The sequence below is a fragment of the Micromonospora lacuserhaii genome (genome assembly GCF_036902735.1).
In the GTDB taxonomy this organism is placed as follows: Bacteria; Actinomycetota; Actinomycetes; order Mycobacteriales; family Micromonosporaceae; genus Micromonospora.
Genome location: NZ_JBAKHO010000008.1, coordinates 157,521 through 178,080 on the forward strand (window position 1 = coordinate 157,521; position 20,560 = coordinate 178,080).

Annotated in this window: 26 protein-coding genes; 1 reads left to right on the forward strand and 25 read right to left on the reverse strand. The window is 74.5% G+C overall.

Annotated elements, in window-relative coordinates; all coding sequences use genetic code 11:
- Nucleotides 1-270: 270 nt before the first annotated feature.
- The 12 genes from hisF to hisD form a co-directional block, all read right to left on the reverse strand.
- A complete protein-coding gene (gene hisF, locus V6U81_RS08410) occupies nt 271-1,038 on the reverse strand; it encodes an imidazole glycerol phosphate synthase subunit HisF (RefSeq protein ID WP_334486272.1) in 768 nt (255 codons plus the stop codon).
- 76 nt (nt 1,039-1,114) lie between these two features.
- Nucleotides 1,115-2,113, reverse strand: a complete 999-nt coding sequence (locus V6U81_RS08415) for an NADP-dependent oxidoreductase (protein ID WP_334486274.1) — start codon at nt 2,111-2,113, stop codon at nt 1,115-1,117.
- A gap of 42 nt (nt 2,114-2,155) precedes the next feature.
- The gene (locus V6U81_RS08420; RefSeq protein ID WP_334486371.1) at nt 2,156-2,587 is read right to left on the reverse strand and encodes an organic hydroperoxide resistance protein; all 432 of its coding nucleotides are present in this window, start codon (nt 2,585-2,587) and stop codon (nt 2,156-2,158) included.
- 5 nt (nt 2,588-2,592) lie between these two features.
- On the reverse strand, nt 2,593-3,039 hold the full coding sequence (locus V6U81_RS08425; RefSeq protein ID WP_334486277.1) for a MarR family winged helix-turn-helix transcriptional regulator: 447 nt from the start codon (nt 3,037-3,039) through the stop codon (nt 2,593-2,595).
- 90 nt (nt 3,040-3,129) lie between these two features.
- Complete coding sequence (locus V6U81_RS08430; RefSeq protein ID WP_334486280.1) at nt 3,130-3,519, reverse strand: RidA family protein; 390 nt, start codon at nt 3,517-3,519, stop codon at nt 3,130-3,132.
- Nucleotides 3,516-4,244 carry a bifunctional 1-(5-phosphoribosyl)-5-((5-phosphoribosylamino)methylideneamino)imidazole-4-carboxamide isomerase/phosphoribosylanthranilate isomerase PriA gene (priA, locus tag V6U81_RS08435; protein ID WP_334486282.1) on the reverse strand — a complete coding sequence of 243 codons (729 nt, stop codon included), beginning with the start codon at nt 4,242-4,244 and terminating at the stop codon, nt 3,516-3,518. The genes V6U81_RS08430 and priA overlap by 4 nt, the downstream gene beginning before the upstream one ends.
- A 16-nt stretch (nt 4,245-4,260) precedes the next feature.
- On the reverse strand, nt 4,261-4,584 hold the full coding sequence (locus tag V6U81_RS08440; protein WP_334486285.1) for a hypothetical protein: 324 nt from the start codon (nt 4,582-4,584) through the stop codon (nt 4,261-4,263).
- A 24-nt stretch (nt 4,585-4,608) separates the two neighbouring features.
- The gene (gene hisH / locus V6U81_RS08445) at nt 4,609-5,235 is read right to left on the reverse strand and encodes an imidazole glycerol phosphate synthase subunit HisH (protein ID WP_334486288.1); all 627 of its coding nucleotides are present in this window, start codon (nt 5,233-5,235) and stop codon (nt 4,609-4,611) included.
- Entirely contained in the window at nt 5,235-5,396 is a 162-nt protein-coding gene (locus tag V6U81_RS08450; protein ID WP_334486381.1) for a hypothetical protein, read from the reverse strand. The genes hisH and V6U81_RS08450 overlap by 1 nt, the downstream gene beginning before the upstream one ends.
- 8 nt (nt 5,397-5,404) lie before the next feature.
- The gene (hisB, locus tag V6U81_RS08455) at nt 5,405-6,016 is read right to left on the reverse strand and encodes an imidazoleglycerol-phosphate dehydratase HisB (RefSeq protein WP_334486291.1); all 612 of its coding nucleotides are present in this window, start codon (nt 6,014-6,016) and stop codon (nt 5,405-5,407) included.
- 45 nt (nt 6,017-6,061) lie between these two features.
- Nucleotides 6,062-7,147 (reverse strand): histidinol-phosphate transaminase, encoded by a 1,086-nt coding sequence (locus V6U81_RS08460; protein ID WP_334486294.1) that lies wholly within the window; start codon nt 7,145-7,147, stop codon nt 6,062-6,064.
- The gene (gene hisD, locus V6U81_RS08465; RefSeq protein WP_334486297.1) at nt 7,144-8,466 is read right to left on the reverse strand and encodes a histidinol dehydrogenase; all 1,323 of its coding nucleotides are present in this window, start codon (nt 8,464-8,466) and stop codon (nt 7,144-7,146) included. Before hisD ends, V6U81_RS08460 begins: the two co-directional genes overlap by 4 nt.
- Nucleotides 8,467-8,573: 107 nt before the next feature.
- Here hisD and V6U81_RS08470 point away from each other — a divergent pair, with 107 nt between their 5' ends.
- Complete coding sequence (locus tag V6U81_RS08470; RefSeq protein ID WP_334486300.1) at nt 8,574-9,272, forward strand: LON peptidase substrate-binding domain-containing protein; 699 nt, start codon at nt 8,574-8,576, stop codon at nt 9,270-9,272.
- Here V6U81_RS08470 and V6U81_RS08475 read toward each other — a convergent pair.
- From V6U81_RS08475 to V6U81_RS08535, 13 genes are all read right to left on the reverse strand, one after another.
- Nucleotides 9,187-9,966, reverse strand: coding sequence for a DUF2567 domain-containing protein (locus tag V6U81_RS08475; protein WP_334486303.1), 780 nt, complete (start codon nt 9,964-9,966; stop codon nt 9,187-9,189). The genes V6U81_RS08470 and V6U81_RS08475 overlap by 86 nt on opposite strands.
- Before the next feature lie 57 nt (nt 9,967-10,023).
- Entirely contained in the window at nt 10,024-11,562 is a 1,539-nt protein-coding gene (locus V6U81_RS08480; protein ID WP_334486305.1) for a MinD/ParA family ATP-binding protein, read from the reverse strand.
- Between the two features lie 95 nt (nt 11,563-11,657).
- Nucleotides 11,658-12,560: a hypothetical protein gene (locus V6U81_RS08485; RefSeq protein WP_420883994.1), complete on the reverse strand. Its 903-nt coding sequence runs from the start codon at nt 12,558-12,560 to the stop codon at nt 11,658-11,660.
- A 34-nt stretch (nt 12,561-12,594) separates the two neighbouring features.
- A complete protein-coding gene (locus tag V6U81_RS08490; protein ID WP_334486308.1) occupies nt 12,595-13,539 on the reverse strand; it encodes an RluA family pseudouridine synthase in 945 nt (314 codons plus the stop codon).
- The gene (lspA, locus tag V6U81_RS08495) at nt 13,536-14,150 is read right to left on the reverse strand and encodes a signal peptidase II (RefSeq protein ID WP_334486310.1); all 615 of its coding nucleotides are present in this window, start codon (nt 14,148-14,150) and stop codon (nt 13,536-13,538) included. The genes V6U81_RS08490 and lspA overlap by 4 nt, the downstream gene beginning before the upstream one ends.
- A gap of 67 nt (nt 14,151-14,217) precedes the next feature.
- Nucleotides 14,218-14,637: a TraR/DksA family transcriptional regulator gene (locus tag V6U81_RS08500; protein ID WP_334486313.1), complete on the reverse strand. Its 420-nt coding sequence runs from the start codon at nt 14,635-14,637 to the stop codon at nt 14,218-14,220.
- 227 nt (nt 14,638-14,864) lie between these two features.
- Nucleotides 14,865-16,367 carry a potassium/proton antiporter gene (locus V6U81_RS08505; protein WP_334486316.1) on the reverse strand — a complete coding sequence of 501 codons (1,503 nt, stop codon included), beginning with the start codon at nt 16,365-16,367 and terminating at the stop codon, nt 14,865-14,867.
- Between the two features lie 22 nt (nt 16,368-16,389).
- Nucleotides 16,390-16,695 (reverse strand): DUF167 domain-containing protein, encoded by a 306-nt coding sequence (locus tag V6U81_RS08510; protein WP_334486319.1) that lies wholly within the window; start codon nt 16,693-16,695, stop codon nt 16,390-16,392.
- Between the two features lie 14 nt (nt 16,696-16,709).
- Nucleotides 16,710-17,357: a hypothetical protein gene (locus tag V6U81_RS29140; RefSeq protein ID WP_420883996.1), complete on the reverse strand. Its 648-nt coding sequence runs from the start codon at nt 17,355-17,357 to the stop codon at nt 16,710-16,712.
- Nucleotides 17,358-17,740: 383 nt separating this feature from the next.
- Nucleotides 17,741-18,550, reverse strand: a complete 810-nt coding sequence (locus V6U81_RS08520) for a DivIVA domain-containing protein (RefSeq protein WP_334486322.1) — start codon at nt 18,548-18,550, stop codon at nt 17,741-17,743.
- Nucleotides 18,551-18,602: 52 nt separating this feature from the next.
- Nucleotides 18,603-18,902 (reverse strand): YggT family protein, encoded by a 300-nt coding sequence (locus tag V6U81_RS08525; RefSeq protein ID WP_088975238.1) that lies wholly within the window; start codon nt 18,900-18,902, stop codon nt 18,603-18,605.
- Between the two features lie 28 nt (nt 18,903-18,930).
- The gene (locus tag V6U81_RS08530; RefSeq protein WP_334486329.1) at nt 18,931-19,623 is read right to left on the reverse strand and encodes a cell division protein SepF; all 693 of its coding nucleotides are present in this window, start codon (nt 19,621-19,623) and stop codon (nt 18,931-18,933) included.
- Between the two features lie 192 nt (nt 19,624-19,815).
- On the reverse strand, nt 19,816-20,559 hold the full coding sequence (locus V6U81_RS08535) for a YggS family pyridoxal phosphate-dependent enzyme (RefSeq protein WP_334486332.1): 744 nt from the start codon (nt 20,557-20,559) through the stop codon (nt 19,816-19,818).
- Nucleotide 20,560 lies beyond the last annotated feature (1 nt).

Here is a 20,560-nt window from a genome sequence, read left to right on the forward strand (position 1 = left end):
TCGCTCTCCACGGAATCATCCCCCGTCCCGCGACACGCCCATGTGGCGGAGTCGCGCGCGGGTCACCACCGCCATGCATCGGTCACCACCGCCATGCATCAGCCCGGCACTGGCCACGAGCAGCACAGATGGCAAGAGCGGCACGGACACCGGCGGCGGGAGCGGCACGCGGCGAAACGGCACGGGCACACCCGCCGGCCGCGGCACAGGGCCACGGCGAGGGCGGCACGGTGCCGGCCGCGGCACGGGGCCACGGCGGCCGCGGCGGCCTCAGCGGACCGGGTGGCCGGCCGCCTTCAGCGCGTCCTTGACCTCCGCGACGGTCAGTTCACCGAAGTGGAAGACGCTGGCGGCCAGCACCGCGTCGGCGCCCGCGCCGATCGCCGGCGGGAAGTGCGCCACCTCGCCGGCGCCGCCGCTGGCGATCACCGGCACGTCGACCACGGCCCGCACCGCCTGGATCAGCGCCAGGTCGAAGCCGGCCTTGGTGCCGTCGGAGTCCATCGAGTTGAGCAGGATCTCCCCCGCACCCAGCTCGGCGCCGCGCCGCGCCCACTCGACCGCGTCGATGCCGGTGCCCCGGCGACCGCCGTGGGTGGTCACCTCGAAGCCGCTCGGGGTGGTGCCGGCCGGGGCCCGCCGTACGTCCAGCGAGAGCACCAGCACCTGCCGGCCGAACCGGTCGGCGATCTCGGCGATCAGCTCGGGTCGGGCGATCGCGGCGGTGTTCACCCCGACCTTGTCCGCCCCGGCGCGCAGCAGCGTGTCGACGTCGGCGACCTGGCGGACGCCGCCGCCCACGGTCAGCGGGATGAAGACCGACTCGGCCGTGCGCCGGACCACGTCGAGCATGGTGCCCCGGTCACTGGAGGAGGCGGTGACGTCCAGGAAGGTCAACTCGTCCGCGCCGGCCCGGTCGTACGCCGCGGCCAGCTCCACCGGATCGCCCGCGTCGCGCAGGTCGAGGAAGTTGACCCCCTTGACCACCCGACCGGCGTCCACGTCCAGACACGGGATCACCCGTACCGCCACCGTCATGCCGCGAGCCTATCCAACGGGCACGCGGCGGCGGCCGACCTGTGAGGCCGGCCACCGCCGCGGGTCGGATCGGAACTCACACCCGGACGAGCATCTTGCCCAGGTTCTCGCCGCGCATCAGGCCGAGGAAGGCCGCCGGCGCGTTCTCGATGCCGTCGACGACCGTCTCGTCGTACGAGAGCTTGCCGTCGCGCAGCCAGCCGGCCACGTCCCGCACGAACTCGTCGCGCAGGTTGCCGTGGTCGCCCACCAGGAAGCCGCGCAGGGTGAGCCGCTTGCCGATGACCAGCGCCAGGTTGCGCGGGGCGGCCGGCGGCTGGTCGGCGTTGTACTGGGAGATCATGCCGCAGATGGCGGCCCGGCCGTGCAGGTTCATCGAGGAGATGGCGGCCTCCAGGTGCTCGCCACCCACGTTGTCGAAGTAGACGTCGATGCCCTCCGGGGCGGCGGCCTTCAGCGCGTCGCGCACCGGGCCGTCGTGGTAGTCGAACGCGGCGTCGAAGCCGAGCGCCTTGAGCCGCTCGACCTTGGCCGCCGAGCCGGCGCTGCCGACCACCCGGGCGGCGCCCTTGAGCTTGGCGATCTGGCCGACCATGCTGCCCACCGCGCCGGCCGCGCCGGAGACGAAGACGGACTCGCCGGGCTTCATCCCGGCCACCTCGAGCAGCCCCGCGTACGCGGTGAGCCCGGTCATGCCGAGCACGCTCAGGTACGCGCTGACCGGCGCGAGGGTCGGGTCGACCCGCCGGGCGGCCTTGGCGTCGACCAGCGCGTACTCGCGCCAGCCGAGGCCGTGCAGCACGGTGTCGCCGACCTTGATCCCGTCGGCCTCGCTCGCCACCACCTCGCCGATCGCCCCGCCGTCGAGCGGCGCGTCGATCTGGAACGGCGGCACGTACGACTTGACGTCGTTCATCCGGCCCCGCATGTACGGGTCGACCGACATGAACTGGTTGCGGACCACGATCTGGCCCGGCCCGGGGGTGGGCACCTCGGTGGTGACGAGGCGGAAGTTGTCGTCGGTCGGCCAGCCCTGCGGGCGGGAGGCCAGGTGGATCTCACGGTTGGTGCTCATGGAGTTCGTCCTTTCGTACGCGAGGAACGGGCCGGGCGGGGATCAGGCCGCTGCGGCCTCGCGGACGGTGAGGGCGACCTCGATGTTGCCGCGGGTCGCGTTGGAGTACGGGCAGACCTGATGCGCGGCCTCGACCAGTTGCTCGGCGGCGGCCCGCTCGACGGCGGGCAGGTCGACCACGAGGGCGACGGTCAGGCCGAAGCCGCCGCTGCCGTTCGGGCCGATGCCGACCTCGGCCTCGACGACCGAGCTGGAGACGTCCGCCTTGGCCTTGCGGGCGACCAGGCGCAGCGCCGAGTGGAAGCAGGCCGCGTAGCCGGCGGCGAAGAGCTGCTCCGGGTTCGCGGCGCCGCCGGCGCCGCCCATCTCCTTCGGGATGGCCAGGTCCAGGTCGAGGGTGCCGTCGGAGGTACGGACGTGGCCGTCCCGACCGTCGCCGGTGGCCTGCGCGGACGCGGTGTAGAGCACCTGCATGGTGGTCACTGCTCCTTCTGTCGGTGGATCGTCTCGGTGACCCGGGTGAGGGTGTCGCGGAGCCCGATCAGCTCGGCCTCGGTGAGGCCGGTGGCGCGGGCGACCCGCAGCGGCACCTCGTCCATCCGCTGCCGCAGGGCCGCGCCGTCACCGGTCAGCCCCACCTCCACCCGTCGCTCGTCGCGCGCCGACCGGGTCCGGACCACCAGGCCCGCCGCCTCCAGCCGCTTGAGCAGCGGGGAGAGCGTGCCGGAGTCCAGCCGCAGCGCGGCGCCGAGTTCGGAGACCGTGGGGGCGTCGTCGCCGCGCTCCCAGAGCACCAGCAGCACCAGGTACTGCGGGTAGGTCAGGCCCAACTCGTCGAGGATGGGCCGGTAGACGTCGGTGAGGGCACGCGACGCGGCATAGAGCGCGAAGCACACCTGTCGACGCAGCACCAGATCATCGGTCACGTCGAGAACGGTAGCCCACAATTAAGTTGTGCACAACCGATCGGGCCGCGGTGTGGCCGCCCCCACCGTCGGCGGACGGGGCGGCCGGCGTCACCGATCGCCGAGCCAGGCCTCCAGTTCGACCTCCACCAGCAGCTCCGGGTCGATCAGCCCGGCCACCACCACCATCGTGGCCACGGGGCGGACCGCGCCGAAGACCGCGTTGTGCGCCCGGCCCACCTCGTCGGCGTAGATCCGGTCGGTCACGTACATCCGGGTCCGGATCACGTCGCCCGCTTCCGCACCCACCTCGGCCAGCGCGTCCAGGCCGATCCGCAACGCCTGCGCGGTCTGCGCCGCCGCGTCCCCGACGTGCGCGACCTGCCCGTCGACCGTCGAGGTGCAGCCGGCCGTCCAGGCCAGGTCACCGGCCCGGACCACCCGGCTGTAGCCGTAGGCGGCCTCCCAGGGACCGCCCGAGCCGAGCCGGGTCACGGTCATCCGGCGGTCCGCAGCGTCTCCAACGCCTCGGCCACCGTGAACGCGCCCGCGTAGAGCGCCTTGCCGGCGATCACGCCCTCCACGCCTAACGGCTCCAGGGTCGCCAGGGCCCGCAGGTCGTCCAGGGTCGACACGCCACCCGAGGCGATCACCGGCGCGTCGGTACGGGCGCAGACCTCGCGCAGCAGGTCGAGGCTCGGCCCCCGCATGGTGCCGTCCTTGGTGATGTCGGTCACCACGTAGCGCGACGCGCCGGCCTTGTCCAGCCGCTCCAGCACCTCCCACAGGTCACCGCCGTCGCGGGTCCAACCCCGGGCGGAGAGGGTACGGCCGCGCACGTCCAGCCCAATCGCCACCCGGTCGCCGAACTCCGCGCAGACCCGGTCGCACCACTCCGGGTTCTCCAGCGCGGCGGTGCCGATGTTCACCCGGGCCGCGCCGGTGCCCAGCGCCGCGCGCAGCGACTCGTCGTCCCGGATGCCGCCGGAGAGCTCGACCTTCACGTCGAGCTGCCGGACCACCTCAGCGAGCAGGTGCGCGTTGGTGCCCCGCCCGAACGCCGCGTCCAGGTCGACCAGGTGGATCCACTCGGCGCCGTCGGCCTGCCAGGCCAGCGCGGCCTCCAGCGGGTCGCCGTAGGTCGTCTCGCTGCCGGCGGCGCCCTGCACGAGCCGGACGGCCTGGCCGTCGGCGACGTCCACGGCGGGCAACAGGGTCAGGCTCAACTTCGTCTCCTCGTATTCAGATCCGACGGTCCAGGGCGATCACGACGATCGCCGGCAGGACCAGCAGCAGCAGGACGACCAGCACCAGCCGGAGGGCCAGGTCGTCGACGAACGTCCAGATCAGCAGCAGCGCCGTCAGGGTCAGCGCCAGGATCGCCGCGCGCTCCGACCGGCTGCGCCGGCCCAGCCGGCCGGTCCGGCCCCGTCGCCACCGCGGCGTCACCCGACGGACCAACTCGCCCCGGCGCTGGCGGCGGGCCAGCTTGCGCTGCCGGACCGCCCGCGCCCGGGCCGCCTCGGCCTCGCGCACCACGCGCCGGCGGGCCCGCTCCTTGCTCACCGTCCCACCTCAGCTCGCGCGGGCTCAGTCAACCGTGGCCAGCCAGTTGCGCAGCAGCGCCGCCCCGGTCTCGGCCGACTTCTCCGGGTGGAACTGGGCGGCCGACAGCGAACCGCGCTCCACGGCGGCCACGAAGTCCGTGCCGTGGTGGGCGGTGGTCACCCGGGCCCCGGCCGCGGCCAGCGCCGCCGGCTCGATCACGCCGTACGAGTGGACGAAGTAGAACCGGCTCTCGGCGGGCAGCCCGGCGAAGAGCACCGAACCGGCCGGCGGAGCGACGGTGTTCCAGCCCATGTGCGGCAGCCGCTGGGCGGGCAGCTTGGTCACCGCGCCGGGCAGCAGCCCGAGACCCTTGCTCACCACGCCGTGCTCGTCGCCGTGCTCGAAGAGGATCTGCATGCCCACGCAGATGCCGAGCACCGGGCGGCCGGCGGCGACCCGCTCGGCGATCACCGGGCCCGCGCCGAGCGCCTCGATCCCCGCCATGCAGGCGGCGAAGGCGCCGACACCCGGCACCACCAGACCGTCCGCCTCGGCGGCGGCGGTCAGGTCGTCGGTGACCGTGACGTCCGCGCCGGCGTGTTCGAGCGCCCGCTCGGCCGAGCGCAGGTTGCCCGAGCCGTAGTCCAGCACCACGATCCGCTTCGTCATCAGCCCTCCCCGGGAAGCAGCCAGAGCACCCCGGCGACGGTGGCCAACGCGGCCAGCAGGCCGGTGATCACCACGGTGCCGCGCGGGGCGCCCTGCCGGTACAACGACCACGCCCCGCCGACGAGCACGCCCGCCAGGATCAGCAGCAGGGTCGGCAGCACCGGCCCCATCAGAGCGCGCCCTTGGTGCTGGGGATCGCGCCGGCGCTGCGCGGGTCGATCGCGGTGGCCTCGCGCAGCGCCCGGGAGACCGCCTTGAACTGCGCCTCCACCACGTGGTGCGCGTCCGGGTGCCCACCGGGGCGGGCCGCCCGGAGCACGTCCACGTGCAGGGTGATCCGGGCCGCCTGGCCGAAGGACTCCCAGATGTGCCGGGTCATGCTGGTCGGGTAAACCGGCCCGATGTACGGCGCCAGCGCGGGCTCGTCGTGCACCACGTACGGCCGGCCGGAGAGGTCGACCGCGGCCCGGACGAGCACCTCGTCCATCGGCACGGTGGCCGAGCCGTACCGCCGGATGCCGGCCTTGTCCCCCAGCGCCTGGTCGAACGCGGCGCCCAGGGCGAGCGCGGTGTCCTCCATCGTGTGGTGGGCGTCGATCTCCAGGTCGCCGACGGTGCGCACGGTCAGGTCGAAGCCGCCGTGCCGGGCGATCTGGTTCAGCATGTGGTCGTAGAAGCCCACCCCGGTGCCGATCTCGGCCTTGCCGGTGCCGTCGAGGTCGAGCTCGACGAGAACCTTGGTCTCCTTGGTGATCCGCTCCACCCGGGCGGTCCGGCTCATGCTGTGCAACCTTTCGTTCGCGACTGCGGGGCTCGCAGGAGCGGCTCACTCCTCGCGCTCACGGACCTTCTCCATCGCGGTGAGGAATGCGTCGGTCTCGGCGGGGGTGCCGGCGGTGACCCGCAGCCAGCCGGGCAGGCCGACGTCGCGGACCAGCACGCCCGCGTCGAGCAGGGTGCGCCAGGCGGCGGCCTGGTCGCCGTCGACTCGGAAGAGCACGAAGTTGGCGTCGCTGTCGGCCACCCGGTGGCCCCGGGCGCGCAGCTCGGTGACGATCCGGTCCCGCTGGAGCATGATCGCGTCGACGGTGCCGAGCAGCGCGTCACGGTGCGCCAGCGCCGCCCGGGCGGCGGCCTGGGTGAGCGTCGAGAGGTGGTAGGGCAGGCGGACCAGCTGCACCGCCGCCACGACCGCCGGGTCGGCGGCCAGGTAACCGAGCCGGCCGCCGGCGAAGCCGAACGCCTTGCTCATCGTCCGGCTGACCACCAGCCGCGGGTGGCCGGGCAGCACGGCGAGCGCGCTGACCGTGCCGGGCCGGGCGAACTCGGCGTACGCCTCGTCCACGACCACCATGCCGGGCGCGACGTCGAGCACCGCGGCGACCACCTCGGGGTCGAGCGCGGTGCCGGTCGGGTTGTTCGGCGAGCAGAGGAAGACCACGTCCGGGGCGTGCTCGCGGACCTGGGCGACCGCCTCGGCGGCGGTCAGTCCGAAGTCGACGCCGCGCCGCGCCGGGATCCACCGGGTGCCGGTGCCGAGCGCCAGCAGCGGGTGCATCGAGTACGCCGGCACGAAGCCGAGCGCGCTGCGCCCCGGGCCGCCGAACGCCTGGAGCAGCTGTTGCTGGATCTCGTTGGACCCGTTCGCCGCCCACACCTGGTCGACGGTGAGCCCGTGGCCGAGGTACTCGGCCAGGTCGGCGCGGAGCGCCACCGCGTCCCGGTCCGGGTAGCGGTTGAGGTCGCGCAGCTCGGCCGCGAGAGCCTTGCCGATCGCCTCCACCACCGGCTCCGGAACCGGGTAGGAGTTCTCGTTGGTGTTCAGCCGTACCGCCACGTCGAGCTGCGGCGCCCCGTACGGCGTCAGGCCGCGCAGGTCGTCGCGGATCGGGAGGTCGTCCAGGCCGGTCACGACGCGTCCCCGGGGAAGCGGACGCGGACCGCCTGCCCGTGCGCCGGCAGGTCCTCCACGTTCGCCAGGGTCACCACGTGCGGGGCCACCTCGCGCAGCGCGTCCTCGGTGTATTCGACCAGGTGGATGCCGCGCAGGAAGGACTGCACCGACAGCCCGGAGGAGTGCCGGGCGCAGCCACCGGTGGGCAGCACGTGGTTGGAGCCGGCGCAGTAGTCACCGAGCGACACCGGCGACCAGGCGCCCACGAAGATCGCCCCGGCGTTGCGTACCCGCAGTGCCCACTCGCGGGCGTCCACGGTCTGGATCTCCAGGTGCTCGGCCGCGTACGCGTCGACCACCCGCAGTCCGGCGTCGAGGTCGTCGACCAGCACGACGCCGCTCTGTTCGCCGCTGAGTGCGGTGGTGACCCGCTCGACGTGCTTGGTGGCCGGCACCTGGCGGGCCAGCTCCCGCTCCACCGCGTCGGCCAGCTCGACCGACGGGGTGACCAGCACGCTGGCGGCGAGGGGGTCGTGCTCGGCCTGGCTGATCAGGTCGGCGGCGACGTGCGCCGGGTCGGCGGTGTCGTCGGCCAGGATGGCGATCTCGGTCGGGCCGGCCTCGGCGTCGATGCCGACCACCCCGCGCAGCAGCCGCTTGGCGGCGGTGACCCAGATGTTGCCCGGGCCGGTGATCATGTCGACCGGATCGCAGTGCGCGCTGCCCTCGGCGTCCACCGCGGCGCCGTACGCCAGCATGGCGACCGCCTGGGCGCCGCCGACGGCGTACACCTCGTCGACGCCGAGCAGCGCGCAGGCCGCCAGGACCCGCTGGTCGGGCAGGCCGCCGTTGTCCTGCTGCGGCGGGCTGACCACCACCAGCGAGCGGACCCCGGCCGCCTGGGCGGGGACCACGTTCATCACCACGGTCGACGGGTACATCGCCAGGCCGCCGGGGACGTAGAGGCCGACCCGGTCGACCGGCACCCAGCGCTCGGTCACCACACCGCCCGGCACCACCTGGGTGACGTGGTCGGTGCGGCGCTGGTCGGCGTGGACCTTGCGGGCCCGGGTGATCGACTCCAGCAGCGCGGCGCGTACCTCGGGGTCGAGCGTCCCCTCGGCCTCGGCGATCGTCTCGACCGGCACCCGCAGCACGTCCGGGGAGATCCCGTCGAAGCGCTCGCTGGCCTCCCGGATCGCCGGGTACCCATGGTGCCGGACCGCCTCCACGAGGGGACGGATCCTCTCGACGGCCACGGAGACGTCGAGCTGGGCACGGGGCAGCAGGCGGCGCGGGTCACGGACACCGCCGCGCAGGTCGATCCGATTCAACACCCCTGCGAGTCTAGGCGGCCCGCCTGGGGACCACCCGCGCCGCCCGCATCGCGGCGGGCGTGAGCCGAGCCACGCCGGACGGGCGGGCTCCCGCTAGGCTCGACGACGTGACCGCACGGCTGCCGGTGTTCCCGCTCGGAACGGTGCTCTTTCCCGGGTTGGTGCTGCCACTGCACATATTCGAGGAGCGCTACCGGGCCCTGGTCCGCCACCTGGTCGGGCTGCCCGAGGGCGCCCCGCGGGAGTTCGGCGTGGTCGCCATCGCGGCCGGCTGGGAGGTCGCCCCGGGCAGCGGGACGCCGACCCCGGGCGGCGGCGGGGTGACTCTGCACGAGGTCGGCTGCACCGCCGAGCTGCGCCAGGTGACCGAGCTGGACGACGGGGGCTTCGACATCGTCACCGTGGGCCGGCGGCGGTTCCGGATCGCCGACGTCGACGACACCGCCACGCCGTACCTGACCGCCGAGGTGGAGTGGCTGCCCGAACCGGCCGGCACCGACGAGACGGCCGACCTGCTGGCCGCCCGGGTGATCGCGGTGTTCCGGCAGTACCTCGGCCTGATCCGGCCGGACCCGGAGGACATCTCCGAGCAGCTGCCGGAGGACCCGACGGTGCTGTCCCACCTGGTCGCGGCCACGGCCGCGCTGACCGTGGCCGACCGGCAGAAGCTGCTCGCCATCGACGACACCACCGCCCGGCTCCGCGCCGAGCTGCGGCTGCTCAACCGCGAGGCGGCTCTGCTGCGCCAGGTCCGGGCGGTTCCGGTGCCGCTGTCGGAGCTTGCGTCGCCCCCGTCGCCCAACTGACCGCACCCGGACCGCCGGGCGGCCACGGGCCGTCGAGCGCCGGCTCCGGGCGCAGCGACGGCCAGCGCGACCAGCCGGCCAGCAGGGTGTACGTCACCGCCGCGGCGAACGCCGGCAGCAGCAGGTCGCCGAAGGGCAGCGGCAGCACGTCCAGGAACCAGCGGATCCCCCCGGCGCGCAGGTCGGCCGGCTTGGCGAACGGGGTGCCGTCCGGGGCGGTGGCCAGCAGCCGCTGGTAGCCGGAGAGGCCGATCCGACGGCCGAGCTGCCAGGCCACCAGGGCGGCCCCGAACGAGCCGAGCGCCACCGCGACGAGCCCGGCCGGCCCGCGGCGGCGGCGCAGCAGCACCCAGAGGCCGAGCGCGGCGAGCGCACCGAAGCCGAGGCCGAGCAGGCTGAACCAGCCGTCGGCGGCGATCGGCTGCTCCGGCTGCGGCTGGGCGTAGACCGCCCCCTCGGCGGTCTTCAGCACCGGGGTGTCCGGCGCGATCGCCGCCCAGAGCAGCCCGAGTGGCGCGCCGAGGACGGTGAGCCCGAGCACCGTGGCGACGACGGCAACCGGGGTACGTCGGGGCCGGTCCACGCGGGTCGCCGGTTCGGCCGGGATCGGGGCGCCCTCGGCTGCGGGGGCGGTGCGGTCCGGCGCGTCGGGACGGCCGACGGGCCGGTACGGATCGGGGGTGTCCGGGCTCACCCGGTGATCCTCTCAGGCGCAGCCGCGCCGCGGAGCGGCGGTGGCCGCACACTCCCCTCAGCGGGCGAACGGCTCCAGCATCACCGCGGCGGCCCGCAGCCACGCCTGGCGGGTCTCCGCCTGGAGCTGGTGGTACTCGATCGACGAGCCGGTCTCCAGCGCCGGGTCGTACGGCACCACGGCCACCGCACGGGTCCGGGTGGCGAAGTGCTTCTCCAGGTCGTCCTGGAGCGCGGAGCGGCCCGGGGTGGGGCAGGAGATCAGGGTCACCGCGTTGTCGGCCAGCTCCCCCATGCCCACCTCGTGCAGCAGGTCCAGCATCCAGTCGGCGCTGAACGCGGCGTCCTCGCGCGGGACGGTGGTGACGACCAACTGGTCGGCGGCCTGCATGACGGTGCGCCAGTTGGCGCTCTCCACGTTGTTGCCGGTGTCGACGCAGACCACGTCGTGGGTGCGGCGCAGCAGCTCCAGCACCCGCTTGACGGTGAACTGGTCGAGCCGCTGGGCGAACCGCGGGCTCTCCTCGCCGGCCAGCACGTCGTACGAGCCGTCGGAGGCGTGCCGCAGGTAGTCGTCGAGCGACTCCAGCAGCTCGGCGCCCTCGCGGATCTCGATGTGGGCGAGGTCGCTGATCAGGTGCCGGATGGTCCGGGCGTGCCGGGCGCTGCCGGCGCGCAGGCCGAGGGTGCCGCGCAGCTCGTTGTCGTCCCAGGCGAGCACGCCCCGGCCGCGGACGCTGCCCACGGTGGCCGCGGCGAGCACGGTGGCGGTGGTCTTGTGCACCCCGCCCTTGGGGTTGGCGAAGGCCAGCACCCGCGGGGTGCCCAGGTCCCGGCGGAGGATGCCGGCGGACCGCTCCTGCTCGTCCTGCGGCGTCTGCGCGCGCCACTCGATCCGGGCCGGCTCGATCCGCGCCGGGTAGCCCCGGTCGGTGGTCACCGCCGGCGGGTAGGCCGGCTCCGGCTGGTACGCCGGCTCGGCCGGCCGGGCGGGCTCCGGGTACGCCGGCTCCACCGGATAGCCCGGCTGCTCGGCCGGGTACGCCGGCTCGGGGTGGCCGGGCTGCTGCGGGTACGTCGTCGGGGAGCCCGGACGGTAGCCGCCGTCGAGCAGTGCGGCGTAGCGGGACTCGGCCGGCCGCGGCTCGTGCCGGTAGCCGTTGTCCAGCAGCGCGTAGCGGGACTCGACCCGATCGGGCGGCTCCACCGGATAGCGGGGCTCGGGCTGGTAACCCGACTCGGGCTGGTACGTCGGCTCCGGCTGATACGTCGGCTCGGGCTGGTAACTCGGCTCCACCCGGTAGGCCGGGTCGACCCGGTACGAGGCCTCGGCCCGGTACGACGGGTCCGGGGTGTATCCGGGCTCGGCCGGGGGCACGGGGGCCGAGGCGCGACCGGACCAGCCGTTGCCGGACGCGCGCCGAGGCATCGACTCACGGGCCGACTGTTCGTCGGCCCGGCGGTCGGCCTCGCCCTGCTCCGCGGCGCGGCCGCTGAGGCGGGCACGGTCGAGCAGGGCCCGCCATCGCGGTGCCGGTTCGGCCGACCGGCCCCAGCCGGACTCGGTGCCGTCCAAGGCTCGCCCTCCCCGCGCCATCGATCTCCGCCTGACAGGCTACGAACGAAACCCTATTCGGACCACACCGGTCTGCGCACATCCCCCGGTGGACATACTCAACGCGACCACGTCGTCTACCCGCCGCGACCGCTGTCCGGCGAGGTCGGGGCGGTCGCCGCCCGTCGGGGACCTACCCCGGCGGCCCACCCGCCGGGTGAGGGGTCGATCACACCCCGTGCAGCTTCCGACGAATCCCCCATTCCGGAACCCGTCGCCCCGGGACCGGCGTCGGCCGGCGGCCGCACCACGTCCCGCTGGTCCGGCAGCGGCGGGGTGAAGACCGTCCGGTCGAGCCGGCCGACCTCCGGCGCCGGATCCACCACCCGCACCCCGGACCGGCCCGCCAACTCCCGCAGCACGGCCGGCACCGCCCGGACCACCGCCGCGTACACGCAGTCGCACCCGCGCCGGTAGGCCGCCGCCTCCGCCGCCGCGACCTGCGCCCCGGTGTCGTACCCCCGGCGCAGTTCCGGGTCGGCGGACCCGGCCGCCCGGGTCCGCTGGTCGGCGGCCTCGCGGTCCTTGCGGTCGGCCACCGCAGCCATCCCGGCGACCACGTCCTGCGGCAGCCGCTGCGCCGCCAGGTGGACGACCTCGGTCTGCCGGTCGGGCAGCGGGACCCGGGCGACCACCTCGGCGACCGGCGCCCCGGCGAGCACCGCCGGCAGCCCGCCCGGCGGCAGATACGCGTCGAACGAGACCAGGGCGTACGTCCCGGACGGCGTTCCCGTCGCGGGCAGCGCGGCCAGTTCCGACGCGGCCGCCCGCAGGTACCCGGGGATGGGGTCGCCGGTGGCGACCCCCACCCGGGTCACCTCGCCCACCGTGCGGTCGCCCACCGGCGCGTCGTGGCGGCCCGCCCAGCCGGCGGTGAGCAGCACCGCGCCGACCGCGAGGAGCGCCACCCAGACCAGCCAGCCCGGCCGACCGGCCCGGTCGGGCCGGCCGGTCGCCGGCGGCGGATCGGCGGCGCTCACCGGCGTTGGCCCCCTCGGATCGGATCGGATGACGTCAGTCGCGCAGCACGGCGAGCGCCCGCGCCAGGTCGTCCGGGTACTCGCTGACGAAGGTGACCTCGTCGCCGGTGCGCGGGTGCAGGAAGCTCAGCGAGCGGGCGTGCAGCCACTGCCGGCTCAGCCCGAGGCGGGCCGAGAGCGTCGGGTCCGCGCCGTAGGTGATGTCGCCCACACACGGGTGCCGCAGCGTCGAGAAGTGCACCCTGATCTGGTGCGTACGGCCGGTCTCGAGCCGCACGTCGAGCAGACTCGCAGCCGGGAATGCCTCGATGGTGTCGTAGTGGGTGATGCTCGGCTTGCCGCCGGAGACCACCGCCCACCGGTAGTCGTGGTGCGGGTGCCGGTCGATCGGGGCGTCGATGGTGCCCCGCGACGGGTCGGGGTGGCCCTGGACCACGGCGTGGTAGCGCTTCTCCACCTCGCGGTGCTTGAACGCCCGCTTGAGCGCCGTGTACGCCTGCTCGCTCTTGGCCACCGCCATGATGCCGGTGGTGCCGACGTCGAGCCGGTGCACCACGCCCTGCCGCTCGGCGGCGCCACTGGTGGAGATCCGGTGCCCGATCGCGGCGAGGCCGCCGATCACGGTCGGTCCGGTCCAGCCCGGGCTCGGGTGGGCGGCCACGCCGACCGGCTTGTCCACCACCACGATGTCGTCGTCGGCGTAGACCACGTCGAGGCCGGGCACCGCCTGCGGCACCACCGTCGGCGGGGCGACCGGCGCGGGCAGGGTCACCTCCAGCCAGGAGCCCGCCTTGACCTTGTGCGAGTTCTGCCGGACCACGCCGTCGACCAGCGCGTCGCCCGCGTCGACCAGCGCGGCGGCGGCGGTACGGGAGAGCCCGAAGAGCCGGGACACGGCCTGGTCCAGGCGCATCCCGTCCAGGCCGTCCGGGACGGGAAGGGAACGGTGGTCGCCGCCCGCGGCGAAGGCGGAGGTCACGCCCGCTCCCGCGAGTCGACGTCGGCCGGGGCCGCGGTGGCCGGGGCGGCGTCGGCGTCACCGGACCGCCGGCCGTCCCGCTGCCGCCCGGTCAGCTCCAGCAGGACGGCGAGCAGCACCCCGGAGACCAGGCAGCTGTCGGCCAGGTTGAACACCGGCCAGACCTGGCCGTACGGGTCGAAGAGGCTGACCATGTCGACCACGTGCCCGACGAAGTGCCCGGGGGCGCGGAAGATCCGGTCGGTGAGGTTGCCGAGCGCGCCGCCCAGCACCAGGCCCAGCGAGACCGCCCACGGCAGCGAGCGCAGCCGCAGCGCCATCCAGACGATCCAGCCGACCACGCCGATGGTGATCACCGGAAAGACCCAGGTGTGGCCGGAGCCGATGCTCCACGCCGCCCCGCTGTTGCGGGTCAGGGTGAGGTAGACCACCCCGCCGAGGAGCCGTACCGGGCCGCGGTCGTCGAGGAACAGCAGCGCCAGGTGCTTGGTGAGCAGGTCGGCCACCAGGGCGGTCAACGCGATGCCGACCAGGACCCGCAGCGCCCGGCGGCGGGGTGTGCCCCCGCCCGGCTCAGCGGTGCCGGATCCGGCGGACGGTGCTGTGGTCATCTACTCCCCATCGACTTGTTCCGACAGCGAAGGTTCGCCGTCTCGCGCGGTCACCGGGGAGCAGACGTCAGCGCCGCTCCTCCAGCTGCTTGCAGGTCACGCAGAGGGTCGCCGACGGGAAGGCGGCGAGCCGCTCCACCGGGATCGGGTTCCCGCACCGCTCGCACCATCCGTAGCCACCCTCGTCGAGCCGCTCCAGCGCGCGCTCGACCTGGGTGATCCGTTCCCGGATGCTGTTGGCGAGGGAGATCTCCTGCTCGCGCTCGAACGTCTTGGTGCCCGTGTCGGCCTGGTCGTCCCCGGCCGAGTCGGTCAGCCGGTCGCGCTGCAGCTCGGTGATCTCGCTCAGCGTCTGATCGTACTCGGCTCGCAGCTCGTCCCGGCGGGCCGCCAGGGCCGCCCGGATCTTCTCGGTCTCCGCCGCACTGCGGGTGGCCTTCGCCACCGGCTTGCGGCCGGCGGTCCTGGTGTCGGCTGGCTTCGCCATCGTCAGCTCCCTCGGCCGCGGCGACGCGGCGGATCGGCGGTGCACCGGACAGGGGTCGCCGGCCTGGCGTCCCCCAAGTACACAAACGGGCGCACGGCTACTTCCGCCGCGCACTCCGGAGGTTGGCAAGAATACGGAACGTACAGGCGTCCGACAACGTGCCGCACCGACGCTCCGCCATTCAGCCCCTAGTAAGCCCTGAACAGGGCAAAAGGAACGCTAGCAGATCAGCCGTCCCGATCCTCGCCGTACTCGCCAAACCACCGGGCCAGTCGACCCCGCCGGCTGACCGCGCGCAGCCGCCGCTCGGCCTCGTCCCGTACCGCGGCGGTGGCCACGATGAGCAGGCTGTCCCCGGTCTTGAACCGGGTGTCCGGGCCGGGCACGAAACCCGCCCCGTCGCGCAGCACCAGGGTCACCGAGGCGCCCACCGGCAGCCGCAACTCGTCGACGTGCACGCCGGCCAGCCGGGAGCCCTCCGGCACCTCCAGCTGGAGCAGGTCGGCCCGCATCCGCTCCAGCGGCGCCGTCTCCACCCGGATCTCGGCCGCCTCGGCCGGCGCGGTCACCCCCAGGCGGCGGGCCGCCGGGGAAAGGGTGCCGGCCTGGAGCAGCGTGAAGATCACCACGAGGACGAAGACCGCGTCGAAGAGCCGGTCCGCCCCCGGCACCCGCTCCGACAGCGGGATGGTGGCCAGCACGATCGGCACCGCCCCGCGCAGCCCCGCCCAGGACAGGAACGCCCGCTCGCGCAGCGGCACCCGGAACGGCAGCGCGGCCACCAGCACCGACAGCGGCCGGGCGACCAGCAGCAGGGCCAGCCCGGTGACCACCGCGGGCAGCACGGCGGCGTCCAGCCGGCTCGGCGTGGCCAGCAGCCCGAGCAGCACGAACAGGCCGATCTGGGCCAGCCAGGCCAGCCCGTCGGCGAAGCCGAGGATGGCCTGCCGGTGCGGCAGCCGGGCGTTGCCCAGCAGCACCCCGGCGACGTAGACGGCGAGGAAGCCGGAGGCGTGCAGCACCGCGCCGGCGGCGTACGCCAGCACGGTGAAGCCGACCGCCGCGATCGGGTAGAGCCCCGACGACGGCAGCGCCGCCCGGCGCAGCGCGAACCGGCCGGTGATCCCCGCGGCCAGCCCCACCGCCGCGCCCACCCCCAGCTCGTAGCCGACCAGCAGGACCTCGTACCACCACGGGTGGGCGGGGCCGGACGCCCGGGAGAGCAGCACGACGACGATCACCACGGGGGCGTCGTTCATGCCGGACTCGGCCTCCAGCGTGGCCACCAGCCGGGGCGGCAGCCGCAGCCGGCGCAGCGTGGCGAAGACGGCCGCGGCGTCGGTGGAGGAGAGCACCGCGCCGTAGAGCAGGGCCAGCCGCCAGTCCAGCCCGAGCAGCAGGTGCACCACCAGGCCGACGACGACGATGCTGACCGCCACGCCGACCGTGGAGAGCGCCCCGGCCAGGCCGAGGACTGGCCGCAGGGTGCTCCACCGGGCGGTGAGGCCACCCTCGGCGATGATCACGATGAGCGCGCAGAAGCCGAGCACCCGGGTCAGCTCGGCATCGTCGAAGCGGATGCCGAGACCGGCCTCCCCGATCGCCACCCCGAGCGCCAGGTAGACCAGGAGGCTCGGCACACCGAGCCGGGTGGAGAAGCGGACCGCGCCGACCGCGACCAGCAGGACGGCGGCGCCGAGCAGCAGCGCGAGGTCGAGCCCGGGCGTCACGGGCGCCCGACCCGGAGCACCCTCACCCGGCCGATCCGTCGCGCAGCCGGCGCAGCGCGTCGGCCAGCCCGGGCATCGGGCGGTCGACCAGGAAGAGCTTGTCCCGGCTCGCCGCGCCCGCGCGCAGCGAGACCGCCGCGGGGCGTACGCCCAGCGCCCCGGCGAGCGCCCGGCGGGCCGCCTCGGTGGCCCGGCCGTCGACCGCCGGCGCATTCACCGCGATCACCAGGGCGGGGCCGTGCGGGCCGTCGAAGCGGCCGCCGACCCGGGCCCGGGACACCCCGGGCTTGACCCGTACGGCGACGGTGAGCGGATCGTCCGTGGACATGGTGGGGCGCCACCTCAGCCGGGGAAGGCGTCGGCGAGCAGGGTGGTGGCCGGCGCGCAGCGGGCGCACGGGGTGAAGCCGAGGGAGACCGCCTCGGAGACCGGCAGCGCCTCGTGCTCCCGCCCGATCAGGTGGACGCAGGAGAACAGGTGGTACCGGGGCCGGCCGTCGATCACCTGGACCTCCGCGTCGAGCCGCTCCAGCCGGGCGGCGTCGGCCGGGCGTACCCGCTGGACATCCGGTTCGTCGCGCCAGCCGCCACCGGTGGTGGGCGTCGGGTCGGCGTCGTCCCACGGCGGCTCGGCGTCGGGGGTCCACGGCGTCTCCGCCTCGGGGACCCATGGCGTCTCCGTCTCGGGCTCCCACGGCGTCCCGGCGTCGCGTTCCCAGGACGACCCGGCGGTGGGTGGCCACGCCCGGCCGGTGCCGGCGCTCTCCGCCGTCGCCGTTCCACCGGGGTCGGGGCCGCCGGCCGTCGCGGCCGGGGCGGTCGTCGTCGACCCGCCGTCCGGCTCCCACAGCGCCGCGCCGGGCGTCGGCCGGGACTCCTCGGAGTCGCGGGCCGGCGCGGGCCGGGAGTCCGGGGCTGATCCGGCGGCGGCCGGGAACGGCCGTGGCCCGTCGTCGGCGGGGTCGGTGCGGTTCGCGACGTCCGCGGTCACCGGCGGCCCGGGCGGTTGCCGCCGCCCGTCGCCGCCGGTGCCGAACGTCGTGCGTACGTGCTGAACGGGGATCTCCCGCCCCGAGCCGCCGGGAGCGGGCGGGGCTGCCGTCCGGGGGGCCCGGTCGCGCGACCCGGCACCGGCCGTCGCCGCCCGGGTGGCGGCCGCCTGGCGGGCGCCGGTCACCAGCGCGACGGCGGCCAGCACACTGGCCGCGATGGAACTGATCAGCAGGGTGCTGGAGCCGTCGGCGAGGCCGAGCACCAGCAGTACGACCGCGACGAGGATGAGCAACAGGCTTGCGACTATCACGGCTCACCCCCGCCGCGTCGTGTCGGTCAGGCGCGGCCGACGACCGTCCGGGGACGGTCGTCGGCCGTGGATCAGCGACCGGCTTCGAGGGCGCCGGAGCGCCCGCCACCGTACGAGCCGGCGAGGCCGGCGGCGGCGAGACCGTTGCCGGAGCCGGAGCCGGAACGACCGCTCTCGGAGCGGGTCATCTCGGCCTCCAGGCCCTGGCCGCGACCGTCGAGGTCCCGCAGCTGGCTCTCCAGGTACGCCTTGAGCCGGGTGCGGTACTCACGCTCGAACTGCTTGAGCTCCTCGATGTGCTTCTGCAGCGCGGACCGCTTGGCGTCCAGGCCGCCCATGGCCTCCTGGTGCCGCTGGCGCGCGTCGCGCTCCAGGGCGTCGGCCTTGGCGCGGGCCTCGCGGGTGACCTCCTCGGCCTTGGAACGGGCCTCGGAGAGCAGCTGGTCGGCCTCGCGACGGGCGTCGGAGACGTGGTCGTCGGCGGTCCGCTGGGCCATCATCAGCACGCGCAGGGCCTGCTGCTCGCCGTCACCGGCGTTGGCGGGGCCGCCGCCGGTGGTGCGCACCTGCTCGAGCTCCGCCTGCATGGCGCGGGCGGCCTGCTCGGCGGCGGCCTTGTCGCGCTGCACCCGGTCGAGCTGGGCCTTGACGTCGTTGAGCTCTGCCGCGAGACGGGCGTCGCCACCGGGACCGGCGGGCGCGCCACCACGGCCGCCACGCTCCACCTGGGCGCGCAGCTCGTTGTTCTCCTCGATCAGACGGGCAAGCTCACGCTCGACCTCGTCCAGGAAGGCGTCGACTTCCTCCTCGTCGTACCCCCGCTTGCCGATCGGCGGCTTTTTGAAGGCGACGTTGTGGACGTCGGCCGGGGTCAGCGGCATCGAAACTCCTCGGGTCAGTTGCGGCCGCGTAGCGGGCTGGGCCACCAGATGTTCATCCAATGATCAACCGCTTCAACACGAACTCCATCAGCACGAACAGGATAACCAGGAGCACAAGGGAAGCCAGGTCGATGCTCACGGTACCAATTCGCAGTGGAGGGATCACACGCCTCAACGCCTTGAGAGGCGGATCAGTGACGCTCCACACGGATTCCAGTCCCGCCGATGCTCCCCGTCCCGGTTGCCACCGGCGACCGTACTGGAGGACGGCGCTGAGGACGAATCGGGCCAACAGCACAATGAGGAAGATATACAGGATCAGATAGAGCACTTGCAGCACGATCGACAACACGGCAGGTGACGTCCCTCGGTCGGGCGGACTAACTCACGCTGAAAAAGCCGCCCTCAGCGATCTTGGCCTTGTCCTCCGCGGTGACCTGGACGTTGGCCGGTGAGAGCAGGAACACCCGGTTGGTCACGCGCTCGATCGTACCGCGCAGCCCGAACGCCAGCCCGGCAGCGAAGTCGACCAGTCGGCGGGCATCGGCCTCGTCCATCTCGGTGAGGTTGATGATCACCGGCACGCCGTCGCGGAAGTGCTCGCCGATCGTCCGGGCCTCGCGGTAGGTGGTCGGGTGCAGCGTGGTGATCTGGTAACGCTGCTCCTCCTCGGCCACCACCGCGCGCTCACGCTGCTGGACCTGCGGGGCCAGGGCGAGATTGTCCCGGGTGTGGTAGGTCAGGGCACCCGAGGTCTCCCCCGCGCCGGACCTCGTGATCGACCGGACGCTGGACCGCTCGACCCGCTCCGCACGGTCGTCCTCGGCGCGCTCGGCGTCCGCCGCACGGGCCGAGGCGCGCTCGCTCAGCCGCCCCCGCTCACCGAGGCGCGGTCGCGGAGCCGGCGGCTCCTCCGACTCCTCGTCGTCGTCGGCGAACTCCTCGGCGTACCGGCTGGACCGGTACCGCGAGTCGCGGTAGCCGGGCTTGTCGTAGCCACCCTCGTCGTAGCCCCGCTCGTCGTCCTCTTCGACCAGACCGAGCCAGACCCCCGCCTTGCGCAGTGCACCCATCCCGCGCCCTTCCGTCCGCCGTGCGGCACGCACCCCCGTGCCGTGTCGCTTGATCACGATGGGCAACCCATGCCCATCCGATCGGTTCGGCAATCCCCTGGCGAACGATTCGCGGCCGCTCGCCGTGGCCCCCGACAACGGGATGCCGTTCCCCAAACAACACAGATGTAATTTGCTTCTTCCGCGGTCAGGCTACCGCAGCGTGGGACGCATTCCGAGCAACGCGCTGCCGACGCGGACATGTGTCGCGCCATACGCCACGGCCTGTTCCAGATCGCCGCTCATTCCGGCGGAGAGCGCCACCGCCTCCGGATGCACCGCGCGGAACCCGGCGGCCACCTCGGCCAGCCGGGCGAACGCCCGCTCCGGCTCCCAGCCCAGCGGCGCCACCGCCATCAGCCCGGCCAGCCGGACGGCGCCGGCCCCGGCGAGCGCCTCGGCCACCGCACCGAGGCCGCGGTCCGGGTCGGCGGAGTCCGGTAGCGCCCCGCCGCGCGCCGGGTCGCCGTCGATGCTCACTTGCACCAGGGCGTCCAGCGGGCGGTCCCGGCCGGTCGCCGCGGCGTCCAGCGCCCGGGCCAGCCGGACGCTGTCCACCGAGTGCACGACGTCGGCGTAGCGGACCACCGATCGGGCCTTGTTGCGCTGCAGCTGGCCGATGAAGTGCCAGCGCACGTCCACCCCGGCGGCGGCCACCTCGGCCGCCTTCGGCGCGGCCTCCTGGTCGCGGTTCTCCCCCACGTCGGTGACCCCGAGCCCGGCCAGCGCGACCACGTCGCCGGCCGGGTACGTCTTGGTGACCGCGATCATGGTGACCTCGGAGCGGTCCCGGCCGGCCTGGACGCAGGCATCGGCGATCCGGGCCTGGACCCGGGCCAGCCCGGCGGCGAGGTCGGCACGCCGGTCGGGCCGCACCGGGGCGGGGTAATCGGTCATC

Excerpts from the sequence above, each read along its gene's own strand:
- hisF (WP_334486272.1), bottom strand. The coding sequence starts at position 1,038 with ATGACGGTGGCGGTACGGGTGATCCCGTGTCTGGACGTGGACGCCGGT.
- V6U81_RS08415 (WP_334486274.1), bottom strand. The coding sequence starts at position 2,113 with ATGAGCACCAACCGTGAGATCCACCTGGCCTCCCGCCCGCAGGGCTGG.
- V6U81_RS08420 (WP_334486371.1), bottom strand. The coding sequence starts at position 2,587 with ATGCAGGTGCTCTACACCGCGTCCGCGCAGGCCACCGGCGACGGTCGG.
- V6U81_RS08430 (WP_334486280.1), bottom strand. The coding sequence starts at position 3,519 with ATGACCGTGACCCGGCTCGGCTCGGGCGGTCCCTGGGAGGCCGCCTAC.
- hisH (WP_334486288.1), bottom strand. The coding sequence starts at position 5,235 with ATGACGAAGCGGATCGTGGTGCTGGACTACGGCTCGGGCAACCTGCGC.
- hisB (WP_334486291.1), bottom strand. The coding sequence starts at position 6,016 with ATGAGCCGGACCGCCCGGGTGGAGCGGATCACCAAGGAGACCAAGGTT.
- V6U81_RS08480 (WP_334486305.1), bottom strand. The coding sequence starts at position 11,562 with ATGGCGCGGGGAGGGCGAGCCTTGGACGGCACCGAGTCCGGCTGGGGC.
- lspA (WP_334486310.1), bottom strand. The coding sequence starts at position 14,150 with ATGACCACAGCACCGTCCGCCGGATCCGGCACCGCTGAGCCGGGCGGG.
- V6U81_RS08500 (WP_334486313.1), bottom strand. The coding sequence starts at position 14,637 with ATGGCGAAGCCAGCCGACACCAGGACCGCCGGCCGCAAGCCGGTGGCG.
- V6U81_RS08510 (WP_334486319.1), bottom strand. The coding sequence starts at position 16,695 with ATGTCCACGGACGATCCGCTCACCGTCGCCGTACGGGTCAAGCCCGGG.
- V6U81_RS08520 (WP_334486322.1), bottom strand. The coding sequence starts at position 18,550 with ATGCCGCTGACCCCGGCCGACGTCCACAACGTCGCCTTCAAAAAGCCG.
- V6U81_RS08530 (WP_334486329.1), bottom strand. The coding sequence starts at position 19,623 with ATGGGTGCACTGCGCAAGGCGGGGGTCTGGCTCGGTCTGGTCGAAGAG.
- V6U81_RS08535 (WP_334486332.1), bottom strand. The coding sequence starts at position 20,559 with ATGACCGATTACCCCGCCCCGGTGCGGCCCGACCGGCGTGCCGACCTC.